18 protein-coding genes are annotated in these 17,120 nt (G+C 58.3%); 15 read left to right on the forward strand and 3 right to left on the reverse strand.

Features of this window, described 5'->3' with window-relative positions; genetic code table 11:
• The first annotated feature begins 28 nt into the window (after positions 1-28).
• The 11 genes from PU634_RS05840 to maiA all read left to right on the forward strand — a co-directional run bounded on the left by PU634_RS05840 (position 29) and on the right by maiA (position 10,336).
• Positions 29-1,438, forward strand: coding sequence for a type II and III secretion system protein family protein (locus PU634_RS05840; protein WP_306763126.1), 1,410 nt, complete (start codon positions 29-31; stop codon positions 1,436-1,438).
• Between the two features lie 19 nt (positions 1,439-1,457).
• Positions 1,458-1,727 carry an addiction module component gene (locus PU634_RS05845; RefSeq protein ID WP_306763127.1) on the forward strand — a complete coding sequence of 90 codons (270 nt, stop codon included), beginning with the start codon at positions 1,458-1,460 and terminating at the stop codon, positions 1,725-1,727.
• Between the two features lie 11 nt (positions 1,728-1,738).
• Positions 1,739-3,193: a pilus assembly protein TadG-related protein gene (locus PU634_RS05850; RefSeq protein WP_306763128.1), complete on the forward strand. Its 1,455-nt coding sequence runs from the start codon at positions 1,739-1,741 to the stop codon at positions 3,191-3,193.
• Positions 3,190-3,672 carry a TadE/TadG family type IV pilus assembly protein gene (locus PU634_RS05855; RefSeq protein ID WP_306763129.1) on the forward strand — a complete coding sequence of 161 codons (483 nt, stop codon included), beginning with the start codon at positions 3,190-3,192 and terminating at the stop codon, positions 3,670-3,672. The genes PU634_RS05850 and PU634_RS05855 overlap by 4 nt, the downstream gene beginning before the upstream one ends.
• Positions 3,672-4,148: a TadE/TadG family type IV pilus assembly protein gene (locus PU634_RS05860; protein WP_306763130.1), complete on the forward strand. Its 477-nt coding sequence runs from the start codon at positions 3,672-3,674 to the stop codon at positions 4,146-4,148. Before PU634_RS05855 ends, PU634_RS05860 begins: the two co-directional genes overlap by 1 nt.
• A gap of 14 nt (positions 4,149-4,162) precedes the next feature.
• Positions 4,163-5,371 (forward strand): CpaE/TadZ family protein, encoded by a 1,209-nt coding sequence (locus tag PU634_RS05865; protein WP_306763131.1) that lies wholly within the window; start codon positions 4,163-4,165, stop codon positions 5,369-5,371.
• A gap of 20 nt (positions 5,372-5,391) precedes the next feature.
• Positions 5,392-6,699: a TadA family conjugal transfer-associated ATPase gene (locus PU634_RS05870; protein WP_306763132.1), complete on the forward strand. Its 1,308-nt coding sequence runs from the start codon at positions 5,392-5,394 to the stop codon at positions 6,697-6,699.
• A gap of 12 nt (positions 6,700-6,711) precedes the next feature.
• Positions 6,712-7,680 (forward strand): type II secretion system F family protein, encoded by a 969-nt coding sequence (locus PU634_RS05875; protein ID WP_306763133.1) that lies wholly within the window; start codon positions 6,712-6,714, stop codon positions 7,678-7,680.
• 1 nt (position 7,681) lies between these two features.
• On the forward strand, positions 7,682-8,623 hold the full coding sequence (locus tag PU634_RS05880) for a type II secretion system F family protein (protein ID WP_306763134.1): 942 nt from the start codon (positions 7,682-7,684) through the stop codon (positions 8,621-8,623).
• Between the two features lie 114 nt (positions 8,624-8,737).
• Entirely contained in the window at positions 8,738-9,685 is a 948-nt protein-coding gene (locus PU634_RS05885; protein WP_306763135.1) for a tetratricopeptide repeat protein, read from the forward strand.
• A 9-nt stretch (positions 9,686-9,694) separates the two neighbouring features.
• Positions 9,695-10,336 carry a maleylacetoacetate isomerase gene (gene maiA, locus PU634_RS05890; RefSeq protein ID WP_306763136.1) on the forward strand — a complete coding sequence of 214 codons (642 nt, stop codon included), beginning with the start codon at positions 9,695-9,697 and terminating at the stop codon, positions 10,334-10,336.
• Positions 10,337-10,407: 71 nt separating this feature from the next.
• On the opposite strand, the gene PU634_RS05895 is transcribed toward maiA, so the two are convergent.
• Positions 10,408-10,815, reverse strand: coding sequence for a cell division inhibitor (locus PU634_RS05895; RefSeq protein WP_306763137.1), 408 nt, complete (start codon positions 10,813-10,815; stop codon positions 10,408-10,410).
• A gap of 140 nt (positions 10,816-10,955) precedes the next feature.
• Between PU634_RS05895 and PU634_RS05900 the strand changes: the two genes are divergently transcribed.
• The 4 genes from PU634_RS05900 to PU634_RS05915 all read left to right on the forward strand — a co-directional run bounded on the left by PU634_RS05900 (position 10,956) and on the right by PU634_RS05915 (position 14,047).
• The gene (locus PU634_RS05900) at positions 10,956-11,150 is read left to right on the forward strand and encodes a DUF4250 domain-containing protein (RefSeq protein ID WP_306763138.1); all 195 of its coding nucleotides are present in this window, start codon (positions 10,956-10,958) and stop codon (positions 11,148-11,150) included.
• Between the two features lie 51 nt (positions 11,151-11,201).
• Complete coding sequence (locus tag PU634_RS05905) at positions 11,202-11,855, forward strand: thiopurine S-methyltransferase (protein ID WP_306763139.1); 654 nt, start codon at positions 11,202-11,204, stop codon at positions 11,853-11,855.
• Between the two features lie 236 nt (positions 11,856-12,091).
• The gene (locus tag PU634_RS05910; protein WP_306763140.1) at positions 12,092-13,456 is read left to right on the forward strand and encodes a YjiH family protein; all 1,365 of its coding nucleotides are present in this window, start codon (positions 12,092-12,094) and stop codon (positions 13,454-13,456) included.
• A gap of 54 nt (positions 13,457-13,510) precedes the next feature.
• Positions 13,511-14,047 (forward strand): DUF924 family protein, encoded by a 537-nt coding sequence (locus tag PU634_RS05915; protein ID WP_306763141.1) that lies wholly within the window; start codon positions 13,511-13,513, stop codon positions 14,045-14,047.
• 60 nt (positions 14,048-14,107) lie between these two features.
• Here the strand turns inward: PU634_RS05915 and PU634_RS05920 are convergent, their stop codons facing one another.
• On the reverse strand, positions 14,108-14,743 hold the full coding sequence (locus tag PU634_RS05920; RefSeq protein WP_306763142.1) for a YccT family protein: 636 nt from the start codon (positions 14,741-14,743) through the stop codon (positions 14,108-14,110).
• 110 nt (positions 14,744-14,853) lie between these two features.
• Entirely contained in the window at positions 14,854-16,908 is a 2,055-nt protein-coding gene (gene dinG / locus PU634_RS05925) for an ATP-dependent DNA helicase DinG (RefSeq protein WP_306763143.1), read from the reverse strand.
• Positions 16,909-17,120 lie beyond the last annotated feature (212 nt).

The following is a 17,120-nucleotide window of genomic DNA, read 5'->3' on the forward strand; positions in this document are numbered from 1 at the left end:
CTACCAATTAGTGCACATGGAGGTGGCTATGAGAGCCCTGTTGGCAAGCGTACTGGGGTTAACCCTGCTGGCGGCAACCGGCCCGGCAATGGCCGGCGGCAGCCTGAACGAGGCGGGCAACGAAATGCAGTTGCCCATTCACAAGTCCCGCTCACTCATGCTCGACCGGCCCGCCAGCCGGGTGTCGGTGGGCAACCCGGCCATTGCCGATGTGCTGGTGCTGCAGGACCGCGAGCTGTATCTGGTGGGCAAGTCCCTCGGCCACACCAACCTGATGGTGTGGGACATGAACGACAACCTGATGCAGGTATACGACATTGAAGTGAGCCATGATCTGCAGGGCCTGAAAGAGCGCCTGTACCGTTTTCTGCCCAATGAGCCCATTCAGGTGCACACTTCCCAGGGCCAGCTGGTGGTAAGCGGTGAAGTGTCCAACCTCGACCGGCTCAATGCCGCCTATGAACTGGCCCGGGGTTATGTGGTAGCCGCCGAGGGAGGCACGGCCCGCTCCGAGGTGATGAACATGATGAGCGTGGGAGGCGGCCAGCAGGTAATGCTGGAAGTCACCGTGGCCGAGGTGGCCCGGGATACGTCACGCAGCTGGGAGTCGGCCTTTGAGTTGCTGGAGCGCTCCGGCAACTGGGGATTCTCGCTGCTGCGTGACAGCGTGGGCCAGCTGGCCGGTTTTGGCACCAACACCGTTATCGGCAGCTTTGCCAGTGCCGACACCGTGTTCAATGTGGCCCTGGACTTGGCTAAAACCCGAGGTCTGGCCCGAGTGCTGGCCGAGCCGCGCATCACCGCCATCAGCGGTCAGTCGGCCGAGTTTCTTTCCGGGGGTGAATACCCGGTGCCGGTGCCCACCGAAGATGGTGTGGCGGTGGAGTTCAAGGAATTTGGGGTGGGCCTCAAGTTCACCCCCGTGGTACTGGGCAGCGGCAAAATCAACCTTAACCTCAACGTAACCGTTAGCGAGCCGGTGGTGGCCAACTCCGCCAACGTGCCCCTGTTTGGCGACATTACCGCCCTCAGCAAGCGCAGCGCCGGCACTACCGTGGAGCTGGGGGATGGCCAGACCATCAGCATTGCCGGTTTGCTCAGTGAGAACAACCGCGAGCAAATCAGCCAGATGCCCTTTGTGGGAGATATTCCCGTGCTGGGTAACCTCTTTACCAGCCGCAGTTTTGCCAAAGGTGAATCCGAGCTGGTGATCATGGTCACTCCCCGCCTGGTGCGGCCCTTCGACAAGCAGCAGGTCACCCTGCCCACCGACGGCTTTATTGAGCCCAACGATCTCGAGTTTTACCTGCTGGGCCGCATGTCGCACCGCTCCCGTGTAAGCGAAGGCGCGCCGGCCACCGGACAGAGTGGCAACAGCGGCGTGAATCCGGCCATGAACGAAGGCGGCATGGAGCAGACCTATGGTCAGTCGCTCTAGCGGAACAAGGAGAACCACCATGAAACAGTTATTGCTGACCCTGCTGACCACCGCCGTGCTTGCCGGCTGCGCCAGTGAACGTTACTACGGCTTTGACATGGGGCAGGACACCAAAGCCCTCGACACCCTGCAGGTGCTCGATCCCGGTGCCGCCGCCCGCAACGACGGCAAGCTGGCCGCTCTCACCCTTAACGGGGAATACGGCGTATCCCTGCACGACAAATATGTAAAAGGCGCCGAGGCCCCGGCCGAAGGCAAAACCCAGGTAACCCTGAATTTTGGTGATTAAGGAGTAACGTCATGAAAGCGCTGCCGCACCCTAACAAACAGAAAGGCGCCGTACTGGTTCTGGTGACGGTGGCGCTGTTCGTGTTGCTTGGCTTTACCGCCCTGGCTCTGGATGGTGGGTATTTGATACTCAATAAAAACCGTTTGCAGGATGCGGTGGATGCTGCAGCGCTGAGCGGAGGAAAAACACTTTCCTTGACTGATGAGGATAAGAACACACAAGCCGAAGCCGAAAAAGCGGTTCGAGAGACGCTGAAAGCCATTTTTCAGGGGGAGGGCTTTCAGAAGATGAACGTAGATACTACCAAACTGGCGGAAACTGTGGCGGTAGAATTTTCCCTCAAACCAGTACCTTTTGATCCTATTGATGATCCAACAGCCAAATACCTGAGGGTGAGAATGGAAACTGTTCCTGTTACTCAGTTTTTTTCCCAGTTGATGGTGGATGTCTGGCAGGTGAGGGCTTCGGCTGTAGTGGGTTCATTGGCTCCGGAAAAAGGAACGGAAATTTGTGATGTGGTGCCATTGCTCATGCTGGTTGATCAAAATGATGTGGGCACAGAAGGCTATGGATATAAAATGGCATCAGCTGAAGAACCTGGTGACATTATGGTCATAAAATCGCCGGCTGCCGGGGAACCCAATATGGCACCTGGACACTTTCAGGCATTAAGGCTGGGAGAACAAAAGGGGGCTGATGCCTATCGTGAAGGACTGGCAAGTGGTTACTGTATTAGTCTTGATGAAGATTATGAAGTGGATGAATGTAAAGAGGGTGATAGTAATTGTACCTTGACTGTTACCAACGGTGAGCAAGGCAACATGGCTGGCCCTACGAGGCAGGGGCTCAACACCCGATTTAACATTTATAATCCAGGTAAATTTAAAAAACCATTAGTTGCGCCAGACGATCCTAACGCCAGTGAAAGTGATTTTTACTCAGACTGCACTTTGTCCAAATCAGGTGTTCTTGATTTTAAGGATAATAACCTTGTGGGCTACCTTGAGGTACTGCTAAATGATGGTAGCACCACTAAAGATGAGATGTTGTCTCTTTTGAGTGAAAAGAAAGAGGATTCAAGCTTAAAGGCTAATGAGGTGAAGGCAATCGACGACTATATTAAGGCAATAAATGGAATGCAGTTGTACTCTGATTATAAAAATCCGCTTAGTGAAAGAAATAAAAAATATGAAGTTAAGGGAAATGATCATGGTTGTTTAGATAGCCGGCGAATTGTTAAGGTTCCTGTTGCCGTTGGTGGAGAAGGTGTAGGTAAAAATATTCCTGTGATCGGTGTGGCCTGTATCTTCCTGAACCAGCAAGTAACAGGTAATGGACTCAGTCAATATATTGTGGGCGAGCTGATTCCAGAGTGTGGTGCTGATGGTGATGGAACCGATGATGACTCAGGTTTCAGCCAGCCAAGGTTGGTTCTATATAACGATACCGGCAGTGAGGATTCATGATGCGCTTATTGTTATCAGGCTACGCCAGCAAACAGAAAGGGCTGGCGGCCGTTGAAGCGACCATAGTGTTGCCGTTGATGTTGTTGCTGATGCTGGCTATTGGTGAGTTTGGTCGGGCTCTGTATCAGTATGCGACCTTGACTCAGGCTCTGCGTGGGGGAGCTCTGTCAATGGACAGAATGGGTACTTATGTCGACAACCCGACAACCCGGGCGGAAAAGGAAAATACTGTAAAAAACATTATTGTTTACGGTAATGCTGCCGGCTCCGGTAACCCGGTGCTGCAGGGCCTGTCTAAAAGTAATGTCACTTTCAGTGGTATTTACGAACTTCCTGTGGATAGCGGTAATTACTACTCTGATATCAGTATCAGTTATAGCTGGCAGCCTATCTTTGGGAATGAATTCAATACTTTTGTTGCCGGTAGCATGTCACTTGATTTTCCACTTAACACCAGTATGACAGTGAGAGTGAAATAATGATTAACAAGGTGAGTAAATCAGTGAAAGGTAAACAGCAAGGCTTGGCAGTAGTAGAGTTTGCCATTGTTGGTTCTGTGGTTTTTCTTGTGCTGTTTGCGGTGATGGAGCTGGGCCGCCTGCTTTATACCTGGTCGGTGCTTAACGAGGTCACTCGGCAAGCTGCTAGGATAGCAACGGTATGTTCACCCGACGAAAGTGTTTCAGTAGCTAACTCAGTTGCCAGCAGGCTTGGGGGCGGGGTGCCGGGGTTAACCGGTAGTAATGTGAATATTGAGTATCTGACAGACAGTTTTATACCTGTGTCGGGTGCCGAACTGCCCTATTATGTGAGAGCCGGCATTGTTAACTACCGTTTTGAAATGATATTGCCGATGTCCGTCGACCTTTCCATGTTCAGCCCCAATTTTTCAACCGTGGTCAGAGCGGAAAGCCTGGGTGAAACGCCGGATGGCGTGGTTGCTTGTTTTCCCTAAATAATGGAGTAGCTATGACAGACGCCAAAATAGTGGAACTGGAGCGAGAAAGCATGCAGACATTGCCCGCCCTTTCCTGTCCCTTGCAGCTGAATGTAATGGATCCGGACGAGCGGCTGTGGCCTCTGCTCAAGGTAAAGCTGCATAACAGCAGCCAGCTTCAGCTTAAAAAGCTCAACGATCAGGATTTTCTGCCCAAGGGCGAGCGTCAGGTGTTGCTGCTGGTGGATCACCCCGTGCTGGCGCCGGTTTACGACGAGCTGGAGCGCAAGGCCGGAGAAAGCCGCAGCCTCATTTTTATGGGAGATCCTGCCAACACCGTCCTGGTGCGCCGGGCCATGCGCATGGGCGCCGCCGACTTTTTACCGCAAAACAGCGATCCCATTGAGCTCTGGTCCGCCCTGGTGCGCATTTCCGCTCAGGTATCGGCCAGCATCAGCCTGGCCCCGGTCACCGTGGTGATAAACGGCAAGGGCGGTTCGGGTGCCAGTTTTGTGTGCGCCAACCTGGGGCATGCCTTTCAGAGCAGCGACGAAAAGGTGCTGCTGCTCGATGCCTGCCGCCATTACGGCTCGCTGGCCGACTACCTCAATATTCGGGACAAACAGGGTGGCCTGAACGATGCCCTGCAACGTGCAAGCGAAATGGACGCCATGGCCCTGGCGGGCATGGTCAGCAAGGCCCGGGACGGCATGGACGTCATGCCTGCCTCCGTGCTGCCCCTGCACGATGAAAATACCGTCAGTGCCCGCCAGTGTGCCCAGTTGCTGCATCTTATGCGCGGCCAGTATCAGCGGGTGGTGGTGGACATGTCCCGCGGGCCCGAGGCCTGGAACCTGCCGCTGCTGGAAAACGCCGAGCAGGTGGTGGTGGTCATGCAGCAAAGCCTGAGCGCGTTGCGCGAAACCATTTTCCTGCTGCGCCAGCTGCGCCACGAACTGGGCATTGGCAAGGATCGTATTCTGCTGCTGGTTAACCGCTACGATAAAAAAAAGGACGTATCCCTGCAGGAAATAGAAAAAGCCACCGAGATCAAACGCATTACCACCCTGGCCAACGACTTTGCCATGGCCGAAACCTGCACCGATCTGGGCCGGCTGGTGGCGGAAGAAAAACGCAACCACAAACTGGTGGAGGGCTTTAATCACCTTTCCAGCGCGCTTAAGCCCGGACATGAACGAGACGACAGGCCGGGATTATTCAAACGACTGTTCGGTAACTGACCGAACAAAGGGGGTCACGGATGAACCTTGAAGACTATATCCTCAGCCAGGAAGAAGAAGGTCACAAGCAGCGTTTGCACGGCAAGCTGATGGACATGCTCGATCTGCCCATGCTGCAGACCGTTTCCAAAGAGCAGGCCAGCGATCAAATTGAACGCCTGGCCCATCAGCTGATGCAGGACTCGCCAGTGCCGCTCTCCATGAGCTCGCGCCAGAAAATTATTCGGCAAATTCTCGACGAGGTACTGGGCCTGGGCCCGCTTGAGCCGCTGCTGGCCGACGCCGGCATCGCCGATATTATGGTAAACGGTGCCAAAAGCATTTACGTGGAGCGCCGGGGCCGCATTGAGCGCGTGCCGCTCACCTTTCACGACGATGAGCACCTGATGGGGGTAATTGAGCGCATTGTGTCCAGCGTGGGCCGGCGCATAGACGAGCTTTCGCCCATGGTGGATGCCCGCCTGAAAGACGGCTCCCGGGTAAACGCCATCATTCCTCCCCTGGCGCTGAACGGGCCAACGGTGTCCATTCGTCGTTTTACCGTGGAAAAACTGGCCATCGATACCCTGATTGATTTTGGCACCATTACCCCGGCCATTGCCCAGGTGATGGAGGCGGTGGTCAGGGGCAAGCTCAACATTCTTATCTCGGGCGGTACCGGCACAGGTAAAACCACCTTTCTTAATATTCTGTCGAGCTTCATTCCGTCCAATCAGCGCATTATCACGGTGGAAGACTCGGCCGAACTGCAGTTGCAGCAGCCCCATGTGGTGCAGCTGGAAAGCCGGCCCGCCAACATTGAGGGCAGAGGTGAAGTCAGCCTGCGGGATCTGGTGAAAAACACCCTGCGTATGCGCCCCGACCGCATTGTGGTGGGGGAGGTACGCGGGGCCGAGGCCTTTGACATGCTCACCGCTATGAACACCGGCCACGAAGGCTCGCTGACCACGGTGCACGCCAACACGCCCCGCGATGCCCTGAGCCGTCTTGAAAACATGGTCTCCATGACCGGGTTCGACATGCCGGTAAAAAACATTCGCACCCAGGTGGCCTCGGCGCTGGACTTGATCATTCAGCTGGAGCGGCAGGAGGACGGCAGGCGGCGCATGATCAGCATGCAGGAAGTGCACGGCATGGAAGGGGAAACCATCACCATGTCGGAAATCTTTACCTTTGAACGCACCGGCATGGATGCCGAAGGCAATGTGCAGGGCCGGCACAAGGCCACCGGGGTCATGCCCAACTTTTATGACCGCCTGGCCCGCCGGGGCATGGTGCTGCCTCGCAGCCTGTTTGGTGACGACGAGCTGCACAAGGGCATTTTCTGACGGGAGGCGCTTATGAACATGCTGATTTTTCTGGCTCTGGTGGGGCTGGCGGTGGTGTGCCTGAGCATGGCGCTGTTTGTGCCCATCAGCCAGCCCCGGCTGAAATATTCCACCATGCTCAAGCGCCGGGTGCAGGCGCTGGCGGAGGAAAACCGGGAGCAGGCCCAGGCGTCCATTTTTCGTACCAAAAAGCTGGACGCCCTGTCGCCGGCGTTGCGCCGCATAGAAACCCTGCCGTTAATGGAGCGGGTGGCGTTTTCTCTGGAGCTGGCCGGCTCCAGACTCTATGCCTATCAGCTGGTGCTGATAGTGGGGGGGATTACCCTGGTGCTGGTAGTGGGCAGCTGGTGGTGGCTGCACAATCTCTGGCTGAGTCTGCTTATGCTGGTGGTGCCCTCACTGATTGCCTGGATCAAGCTGAAGCGCAGCTACCTCAACCGGCTGGCGCTGTACGAGCAGCAAATGCCGGAAGCGCTGGACATCATGAAACGGGGCCTGCAGGCGGGTTATTCCTTTGCCGACACCATCAAGCTCATCAGCGAGCAGATGCCCAACCCCATCGGCCGCGAGTTCGCCCTGGTGTTTGCCGACATCAACTACCGCAAGGATGTGCGCAAGGCCATGACCGGCCTGCTGGAGCGGGTGCCCAGCATCTCCAACATGGCGCTGGTCAGCGCCGTGCAGGTGCAGCGGGAAACCGGCGGCAACCTGGTGGAAAACATCGACAAGCTGGCCACCATCATTCGTGACCGGTTCAAGTTCAACCGCCAGTTGCGCACCCTGTCGGCGGAAGGACGCATGTCCGGCTGGGTGCTGGTACTCACGCCCTTTGCGCTGTTTGCGCTGATTTTCGTGACCACGCCAAGCTACATTACCGAGCTGGTAAACACGCCGGAAGGCAACCGCCTGTTGATTGCGGGGGCCATTGGCATGGCGCTGGGCACCTGGTGGATTAGCAAAATTATCAAGATAGAGGTGTGATATGGACACGCTCAATCAAATGTTGGGTCAGGTGCTGGCCGATCCGCAATTGCGCCAGTGGGTGCTGATTGGAGTGGTTGGCCTGAGCGCTCTTACCCTGTTCTGGGGGCTGACCCTGGTGGCCAGCGGGGTGGCCAGCCCTTATCGCCGTCAGCTGCGGGAAATTCAGCGGGAAGTGGATGAAGACGAAGAATCCCTGGAGCAGCGACTGGTTATCGCCAAGGAGCACGGCAGCGGCTTTAACGGCCATCGGGTGCGCACCCTGCTGGTGCACGCCGGTTATCAGAAAGGTTCTGCCTACCGGGTGTTTGTGGGGATCAGAGTGATGGTAATACTGGTGTCCTTGCTGGTCACCTTTGTTGTCCTCAATATGATGACCCAGTTGCCTCTGAGCGGCATTCTGCTGGTGCTGCTCGGGGTGGGTTATGTGGCCTATATTCTGCCGGTATTTGTGCTGGAGCGGCTGGCCAACAAGCGTATGACCCGCATGAAGCTGGCCATGCCCGATGCCCTCGACTTGCTGGTGGTGTGCACCGAGGCCGGCCTGGGGTTCAAGGCGGCGTTGCAGCGGGTGGCCCAGGAGGTGAGCATGAGTCATGAAGAGCTGGCCGAGGAGCTGACGCTGATTTCCGCCAAGCTCAGGGCCGGCTTCAGCATGCAGCAGGCCTTTGACGAGTTTATTCTGCGCACCGGGCTGGAAGACTTTAAAAGCCTGAGTGTGGCCATTAACCAGAGCATTCAGCTGGGCACCAGCATTGCCGAAACCCTGCGTATCTACGCCGATGAATACCGCATCAAGCGCAAACAGGAAGCGGAAGAAATGGCGGCCAAGGTGGGTACCAAGATGATTTTTCCGCTGGTCACCATGATCTGGCCATCGTTTTTTATCGTGGCCATTGGTCCGGCCCTGATCAAGGTGTTCCGGGTGTTCGGCAACATGTAGCCGGGCCTTCCCCCCTTGGCAAGGGGGAAGGCCAATACTGGCCCGAACGAAACACAACGACTAGCATAAGAACAATAAAAGCGTTTGCCACGGAACCGGCTCGAGGATAACAACATGAAACATACTGCAATGGCGCTGGTAATCATTCTGCTGTCCGGTTGCTCTGCCATGTCGGACTCTCGCGAAAACGGACTTTCTTCCGTCAAAACTCCGGGGGCGGGGGCCATTAAACCCACCAACGGCCAGGAAGCACAAATGCTGATTGCCCAGTCCCAGACCTCGGGTGATCTCGACGCCATGATCTATGCCTACACTCAGGCGCTGGCGTTTGACGATTTCGAGGCGGTGGATATTTATCTCAACATCGCCCGGCTGGAGCGCCAGCGCAACAATAATGCCCGGGCCGAGCAGGCTTACCGCAGCGCCCTGGCGCAGGACAGCAAGCGTCTGGATGTTAAAGAAGGGCTGGCCCTGCTGCTGATTGACATGAAACGCCACAACGAAGCCGAAACCCTGTTAAGGGAAGTGATCAGTACCGATCAGGCCAGGCTGGGCCAGCGCACCGCCGACGCGGGGGAATGTGTTACCAACGCCGACTCGCCCTGGCGCAGCTACAACGGTCTGGGGTTGCTGGCGGATATTCTGGAGCAGGGCCAGCAGGCCCGGAAATATTATCAGTGTGCCCTGCAAATTCAGCCTGGCATGGCCATGCTGCACACCAACCTGGGTTTCTCCTATTACCTGGAAGGGGAATACCCCCAGGCCGAGCGCTCCCTGCTGCGGGCGGTGAACCAGGAGCCTGAATATGAGCGTGCCTGGAGCAACCTGGGGCTGTTGTATTACCGCTGGGGCCGCAGCTCGGAAGCACTGATGGCGCTGCGCAAAATCATGTCCCAGGCCGAAGCGCTCAATGATCTGGGCTATATCGCCATGATGGAAGGGGAATATGAAGACGCGGCGAGCCTGTTTCAGCGTGCCATTGATGCCTCGCCCCGTTACTACCCCAAGGCGGTGGAGAACCTGAACCAGGCGAAGTCCATGCAGGCCGTCAGCAAGCGTTGAGGGTTGGCCATGCAGCTATACAGCTTTTTTAACAGCTCGACTTCTTACCGGGTGCGGATTGCCCTGGCGATCAAGGGGCTGAGTGTGGATTACTGCGCCGTCAACCTGAGGGCCGGTGAACAGCGAGAAACAACCTACCGGGCTTTGAACCCGGCCGGTGGCGTGCCTTTGTTGATCGACGAGCAGGGCAACGGGCTTGGCCAGTCGCTGGCCATTATCGACTACCTTGAGGCCCTGCATCCCGAGCCGCCCCTGCTGCCTGCTAACCCTCTGGTCCGGGCCAGAGTGCTGGAACTGGCCCATCTTGTGGCCTGCGACATGCACCCGCTTAACAATCTTCGCGTGCTTAACTACCTGACAAACGAGCTGGGCGTCAGCGAAGCCCAGAAGCAGGCTTGGTACGAACACTGGATAGCAGAAGGGCTGAGGGCTGCCGAAGCATTATTGATCCGGTACGGGTTTGGCGACTACTGTTTTGGCGACCGGCCCACCCTTGCCGACTGCTGTCTGGTACCTCAGGTGGCCAACGGTATGCGCATGCACTGTGATCTCACGTCCTATGCCAGGGTGATGGCCGTTTACCAACACTGTCTGCAGCAACCTGCGTTTCAGCAGGCTGCGCCGGCCATGCAGCCCGACTTTACTTCGTAACCCTGCTTGCTGGCGGGGGCGAAAGTGTCCGCACGTCCACCAACTTTATTTTTCATGTCAGACAAGGCCGCTCAGTGCAGCGGGCTGGTCGCCGCTGCCGGCCCGATCACAAAAAGGCGGCTGCTGGCTTGCCCGGGGGGCGAAAAGGTTCCATCTTGCTGTTGCCAGCACACCACGGCGGCAATGGCCGGGCTGGCCAGGGCTTTTTGCAGCTGGTCCGGACTAAGGCGGTGGGCATCCACCACGTAAGCCGGATTGATGCCGGCGGCGCTCAGGGTGTGGCGACACAACCGGCCCGGCGCGTTGGCAATCAGGATCCAGCCGGTGCTGCTGTGGCTTAGTGCCGCCAGGCTCGCGAGCAAGGCGGCCGGAGGTTCGGCCATCGGGCGGTTGCCGGTACTGGCGGTGGTGCTGCAGCGGGGCAGCGGGTCTTGTTGAGAGATCAGTGCCTGCTTGCGGATTAACGAAAGGTGCATCATGGTTCGGCCCTGCCTGTTGTTTTACTGTTTATATATACAGTATTCACTTGAGGCGGGCTGGTCAATATTTAACTGGTTAAATTTACAGTGTTTCGATCTTGCCGGCAGTTTCACCGGCCCGTTACCTGCAGGAGAGCCACATGGACAGAACGCAACTGGAACGAATGGACACTCACATGGTGCTGAGCATTCTCAACGAAAAGCTGCGCATTGAATGCGACAGCCTGGATGCACTGCTGTCGCGCTACGAGCTTGACGGCGGCTGGCTGAGGGCCCGCATGGCACAAATTGGCTACCGTTACGACAGCCATACCAATCAGTTCCGGGCCGCTTGAGAAGGTAAAACCGGGCTGTCATAGTCCGGTTTTTTTGTAGAGGACACGGGCATGGATCCACAGTTCTGGCACCAGCGTTGGCAAACATCGCGCATTGGCTTTCATCAAGGCGACATCAATACTCATCTGCGTGCCTGCTGGCATCACACCGAAGCGCGGCCGGGCACCGAGGTGCTGGTGCCCCTGTGTGGCAAAAGTCGCGATATGCACTGGCTGGCGGAGCAGGGCCACTCCGTGGCCGGCTTTGAGCTGTCGCCGCTGGCGATCGGGGACTTTTTTGCAGAAGCCGGGCTGGCGCCGCTGTGCCAATCCGAGGGCCCCTTTGTGCGCTGGCAGCGGCCCCCGTTCAACCTGTATGAGGGTGATTTCTTCAGGGCCGATACTCTGGGCCGGCAGTTTGCACTGGCCTATGACCGGGCGGCCCTGATTGCCCTGCCGCCCGCCATGCGGCCCGGTTATGCCGCTCTGCTGGCGGCGCTGATGCAAGCCGGTGGCCGGATGCTGCTGATCACCGTTAATCACGATGGCCCCGAAGAGCAGGCACCGCCCTTTGCGGTGGATGAGACCGAGGTAAAAGCGCTGTTTGAGCCGCATTTCGAGGTGAAGCTGCTGCAGCGCATTGAAGAAGGCCGGCAGAACCGCCGGGTGGCGGCGGGAGAGTGCCGCTTTTTTGATGAGCTGTGCTTTGTGCTGAAGCGATATTGATGTTAACAAATTGAAGCATAATTCTGATTTTATGTTAATATGCAGCCTGATGTTTCAACTTGTTCTTTCTGTGTAATACTTTTATCTGTAAAATAACTATTCACTGAATGCGGCTGTTAATGCTGCATTATGCATCACTTGATGAGCATTATGCAGATGAATGGGCTGTAACATCTTCTTTTTACAGTAATTGTTATTTTTACCGTGCCGCGAGCGCCGGCCGGAAAGGAGTATTCATGGAGAAAACGCTGACGGCGCGCGCCAGTGGCACCCGCAACTGGCTGATGTTTGTGCTGCCCTCGCTGGCGGGCATTCTGCTGTTCATGACCCCCGTGGCCTGGCAGGGCAACCTCACCATCATGATTGCGGTGCTGGCCAAGAGCGTGCAGGCCGCTCTGGGGGCACACCTGCCTGCCATTGTGACCGGCATTATCACCCTGTCGGCACTGCTGACGCTGCTCGGCAGCCTGTTCAGGCCCGCCTGGCTGCAAAATCATGCCTTTTTCAATACCCTGTTCAATGTGCGGCCGGTGTGGCTGGTGAGCCGGCTGCTGGGTGCCCTGTTTGTGTTGCTGGTGTACTTTCAGGCCGGCCCCGAGCTGCTCTACAGCGGCGACACCGGTGGCCTGGTGCTGAACGATCTGCTGCCGGTGCTGTTTTCCGTGTTTATCTTTGCCGGCCTGCTGCTGCCGCTGCTGCTCGACTTCGGTCTGCTGGAGCTGGTGGGCACCCTGCTTACCGGGGTGATGCGACCGGTGTTTCGCCTGCCGGGACGCTCGGCGGTAGACTGCATGGCCTCCTGGCTGGGCGACGGCAGTGTGGGCATTCTGCTCACCAGCAAGCAGTATGAGGGACACCACTACACTCAGCGGGAAGCGGCGGTGATCGGCACCACCTTTTCGGCGGTGTCCATTACCTTCAGCCTGGTGGTGCTGGCCCAGGTCAAACTGGAGCACATGTTTCTGCCCTTTTATGGCGCCGTGTGCTTGGCGGGCATAGTGGCGGCCATTGTGGTGCCGCGGCTGCCGCCGCTGTGCTGGAAGAAAGACACCTTCATCAACGGCGAAGCCCGTCCGGCCAATGCCGAGACCACCCCGGAAGGTTACTCCCGCCTGAGCCACGGCCTGAGCTTGGCGCTGGCCCGCGCCGACAGGGTGGAAGGCCTGGGGCAGGTGGCGCGCACCGGCGTGCACAATGCCCTCGACATGTTGCTGGGTGTGTTGCCGGTGGTCATGGCGTTCGGCACCCTGGCGCTGGTGGTGGCGGAAACCACGCCGCTGTTCAGCTGGCTGGGCGTGCCCTTTGTGCCGCTGCTGGAGCTGCTGCAAATTCCCGAAGCGGTGGCCGCGTCCCAGACCATGGTGGTGGGCTTTGCCGACATGTTTATTCCGGCCATTCTCGCCACCTCCATCGAGAGCGACATGACCCGGTTTGTGATCGCCGCCTTGTCGGTAACCCAGCTTATCTACATGTCGGAAGTGGGCGCCCTGCTGCTGGGCAGCAAGATCCCGGTGAACATTGTTGAGCTGTTTGTGATCTTCCTGATGCGCACCCTGGTTACCCTGCCGGTGATCGCCCTGGTGGCACACTGGGTATTCTGATCGGCCCCGTGGCTTCTATACTTTCGCCACGCGCAGCGGGAACAGGAGAAGCCCATGTATCAAAATGTGCTGGCATTCTGGTTTGAAGAGCTGAGCCCGGCCCAGTGGTGGCACAAGGATGCTAAGCTGGATGCCGCCATTGCCGAACGTTTTGGCTCCCTGCATGAGCGGGCCTGCCAAGGCGAGCTGTGGCAATGGCGCAGCGGCGCACTGGGCCGGCTGGCGGAGATCATTGTGCTCGACCAGTTTTCCCGCAATATTCACCGGGGCAAACCGGCATCCTTTGCCGCCGACGGCATGGCCCTGGCGCTGGCTCAGGAGGCCATCCGCCAGGGCGCCGAACACGGCCTCAGCCGCGAGCAGCGGCTGTTTCTGTACATGCCCTTTATGCACAGCGAATCCCTCGGCATTCACGACCAGGCCCTGGTGTTGTTTGAACGGCTGGGCCTGGCCGACAACCTGGATTACGAGCGCCGCCATCGCCGTATTATCGAACGTTTCGGCCGCTATCCGCACCGTAATGCCATTCTGGGCCGGCCGTCCACGGCGGAAGAGCTGGTGTTTCTCAAACAGCCCGGCTCGGGATTCTGACATTAAAAAAAAGGCCGGCGTCATTTAATGACGCCGGCCTTTTTTTCTTTTTACCTTTTATTACTGCTGCTGAATGGCCCAGATCTGAAAGGCGCGGCGGGTGTCGGCGTCGGCGGCGTTCCACCAGTGTTGCAGCATTTCCATGGCGTCGGCGTCTACCACGGCGTCACCGAACTTGGCCTGGGCGGCGGCCACGGCGGCCTCGGTGCGGCCGTTAAAGGCCTGGCGGGTTTCCTTCAGGTATGCCTGAATGCCACCGGCGGTGTCCAGCCCGGCGGGCATGGGAATGGTAGACAGCTCGGCGTCAACGGGCTGGCCGGTACGCTTGTCCACCACGGTCAGTTGCTCCGGCTGCTCGCGCAGAAACTGCTTGGCCAGCTGGTAGTTAAGCGGCGCCTTGAAGTCGATGGTCAGCTCGGCATCGGCAGGCACGTCGGCGAGTTCAATGATCACCGGCTCGCCGTTCAGCACCCGCACTTCGTTGCGGTTGGAATAGTCGTTGGTGTAGCCGATGGCCAGCTGGTTCTTGCCTTCGTTCAGGGTAACTTCATGAATGCTTTTGGTAATGGTGTTGGCGGTTTTCTCGCCATTCACCAGAAAAATCTGATAAGGCTGCTGGGCTTCAAAGGTGGCGGCGCTGGCGCCAAAACACAGACCGGCCGCGGCCAGGGCGGCAAGGGTAACATGCAGTTTCATAGACAAGGGCTCCTGAGCCATTCTGCCCGTTTCGGGCGTAAAGTAACGAATTAAACCGGAGGATTGTGACAATTTATAAAACCGGACGCAATTGGCAAACCGGTGCCGGCTCACGTTTCCCGTGTAAAGGGGGGCAGGGCATTGAGCAGCGCCGGGCCATAGCGACGGGTGAGCAGGCGCCGGTCCAGCAGCACAATGCGGCCCCGGTCGGTTTCGGTGCGCAGCAGCCGGCCACAGGCCTGGATCAGTTTGCGCGATGCTTCGGGCACGGTGAGCTGCATAAAGGGATTGCCGCCGCTCATGCTGATCCATTCAGCCATGGCTTCTTCCACCGGCGAGGTGGGCACGGCAAAGGGCAGTTTGGTGATGATCAGGTTGGTGAGGTAATGGCCGGGCAAATCCAGCCCCTCGGCAAAGCTGCCGGTGCCAAACAGCACGCTGGGCTGGCCGCCGTCGCACTTCATGCGGTGCAGCTCCAGCAGCGCCTGGCGGCCGGCCTCTCCCTGCACCAGCAGCGAATGGCCCTTGCCGCGCAGCGCCGCGGCCACCGCGTTCATTTGCCGGTAGGACGAAAACAGCACCAGGCTGGCCTGCTCATCCTTCAGCCAGCGGGGAATTTCCTTTATCAGTAGTTCATCAAAGCCCGCCTCCTGGGGTTCGCAGGGCAGTGACGGAATAATCAGGCGCGAGCTCCGGTAATCAAAGGGGGAGTTCAGCCGCAAATACTGGCTGCCGTCGTCGGGCCGCAGGCCCACCGCCCGGCGAAAATAGCTGAAGTCATTGAGCGCGGTAAAGGTGGCCGAGACCATGATCACCGCCGCCGCCCGCGACCAGCACCATTGCTCCAGCAAATGACCCACCGCCAGCGGCGTGGCGCACAGGGTAATGTCGTTCTTGCTCTGCTCCAGCCAGCGTGCCGGCGGCGTGTGCTTGGGACCCACGGCCCTGAGCATCAGCTCGCACAGGCTGAGGGCTTCGTCGGCATGCAACTGCTGCAGGCTGACGCCGGCCATGGCGCCCGATACCACACTGTTGCCCGGCTGCTGCTTGAGTGCTTCGGCAAGCTGGGCCTGCAATCGTCCCAGCCCCTGGGCCAGCTGCTTGTGTTCGTCCTTCAGGGTGGTGAGGGTGTGGCTCAGCAGCTCGGGCAGCTCGCCGGCGGCAAAGCGCAAGCAACCCTGATCATCGGGAGCGAGATCTCCCGAGCGCAGGGCCGCCTGCAATTGTTTGTGCAGCTCCGTTAGCGAAGGGATCAGCTGTTGCAGCGCCTGCTGGGTGCGGTTAACGGCGCTGTGGCCGTCATCCTTGAGTGCGGTGGCAAGGTTTGGCAACTGCTTGTTGAACTGCTCCAGGTTGCGCCGGGCCGCACGCAGTGCCAGCCGGGCCGAGCCCTGCTCCCGGGCGATGTGGGCAATGTGGTGGGCTTCGTCCAGCACATACACGCAGCTTTCCGGCTCGGGCAGAATAATGCCGCCGCCCATGGCCAGATCCGCCAGCAGCAGGGCGTGGTTCACCACAATGACGTCTACCTTGTCGAGTTCGGCCCGGGCCAGGTGAAAAGGGCAATGGCTGTGGCCCAGCTGGGGCTGGCAACTGTGGCGTTCGGTTTGCAGTTGCGCCCACAGGGCATCAATAATGGGCTCGGGCCAGCTGTCCCGATCCCCGGCCCAGTCGCCCGCCTCCAGCGCCCGCCACAACCCGGCCAGTTGCTCCTGCTGGGCCGGGGTCAGCGCCTCGCTGGCGTCAAACATGCCCATCTGGCTGTTACCCTGCACCAGGCTCTGCAGCCGCTGGCGGCAGCAATAGCGGGCCCGGCCCTTGGCCAGGGTAAAGGTAAAGGCGGGCTGGCAATGGGGCTGGAACAACGGCAGATCCTTGTTCACCAGTTGCTCCTGCAGCGCCAGGGTGGCGGTGGAGATCACCAGCTTTTTATGGTTGAGCCGGGCCCAGGGAATGCAGGCCTGCAAATAGGCCAGTGACTTGCCAATGCCGGTGCCGGCCTCGGCCACCAGAATGCGCCGGGCCGGGTCGTGCTGGCCCAGCAGCACCTTGCCGATTTCCGCCACCAGGAAGTTTTGTTCCCGTCTGGGCTTAAAGCCCTGAATCGACTGACTTAACTGGCGGTAGTTGGCCCGCACAAGCGTGCGGTAATCGGCGCTGGGCATGGCAAATTTCCGGTATAAAATGCGGTCACAAGTATACCCGGTAGACGGTTATATGCCAGTTGCAACCGGCAGGGGTGAAAAAGAGGCATGGATCACACTTGGTTACCGGACGAGCGTCATTGTCACAAAAAGTTCCCGCGATTTTGTTGCACGGGCAAAATACCGGTGATAGGCTGCTCGCCATAGTAACGCTAGCGTTGCTAACACAGGGA

The organism is Oceanimonas pelagia, assembly GCF_030849025.1.
Lineage (GTDB): Bacteria > Pseudomonadota > Gammaproteobacteria > Enterobacterales > Aeromonadaceae > Oceanimonas > Oceanimonas pelagia.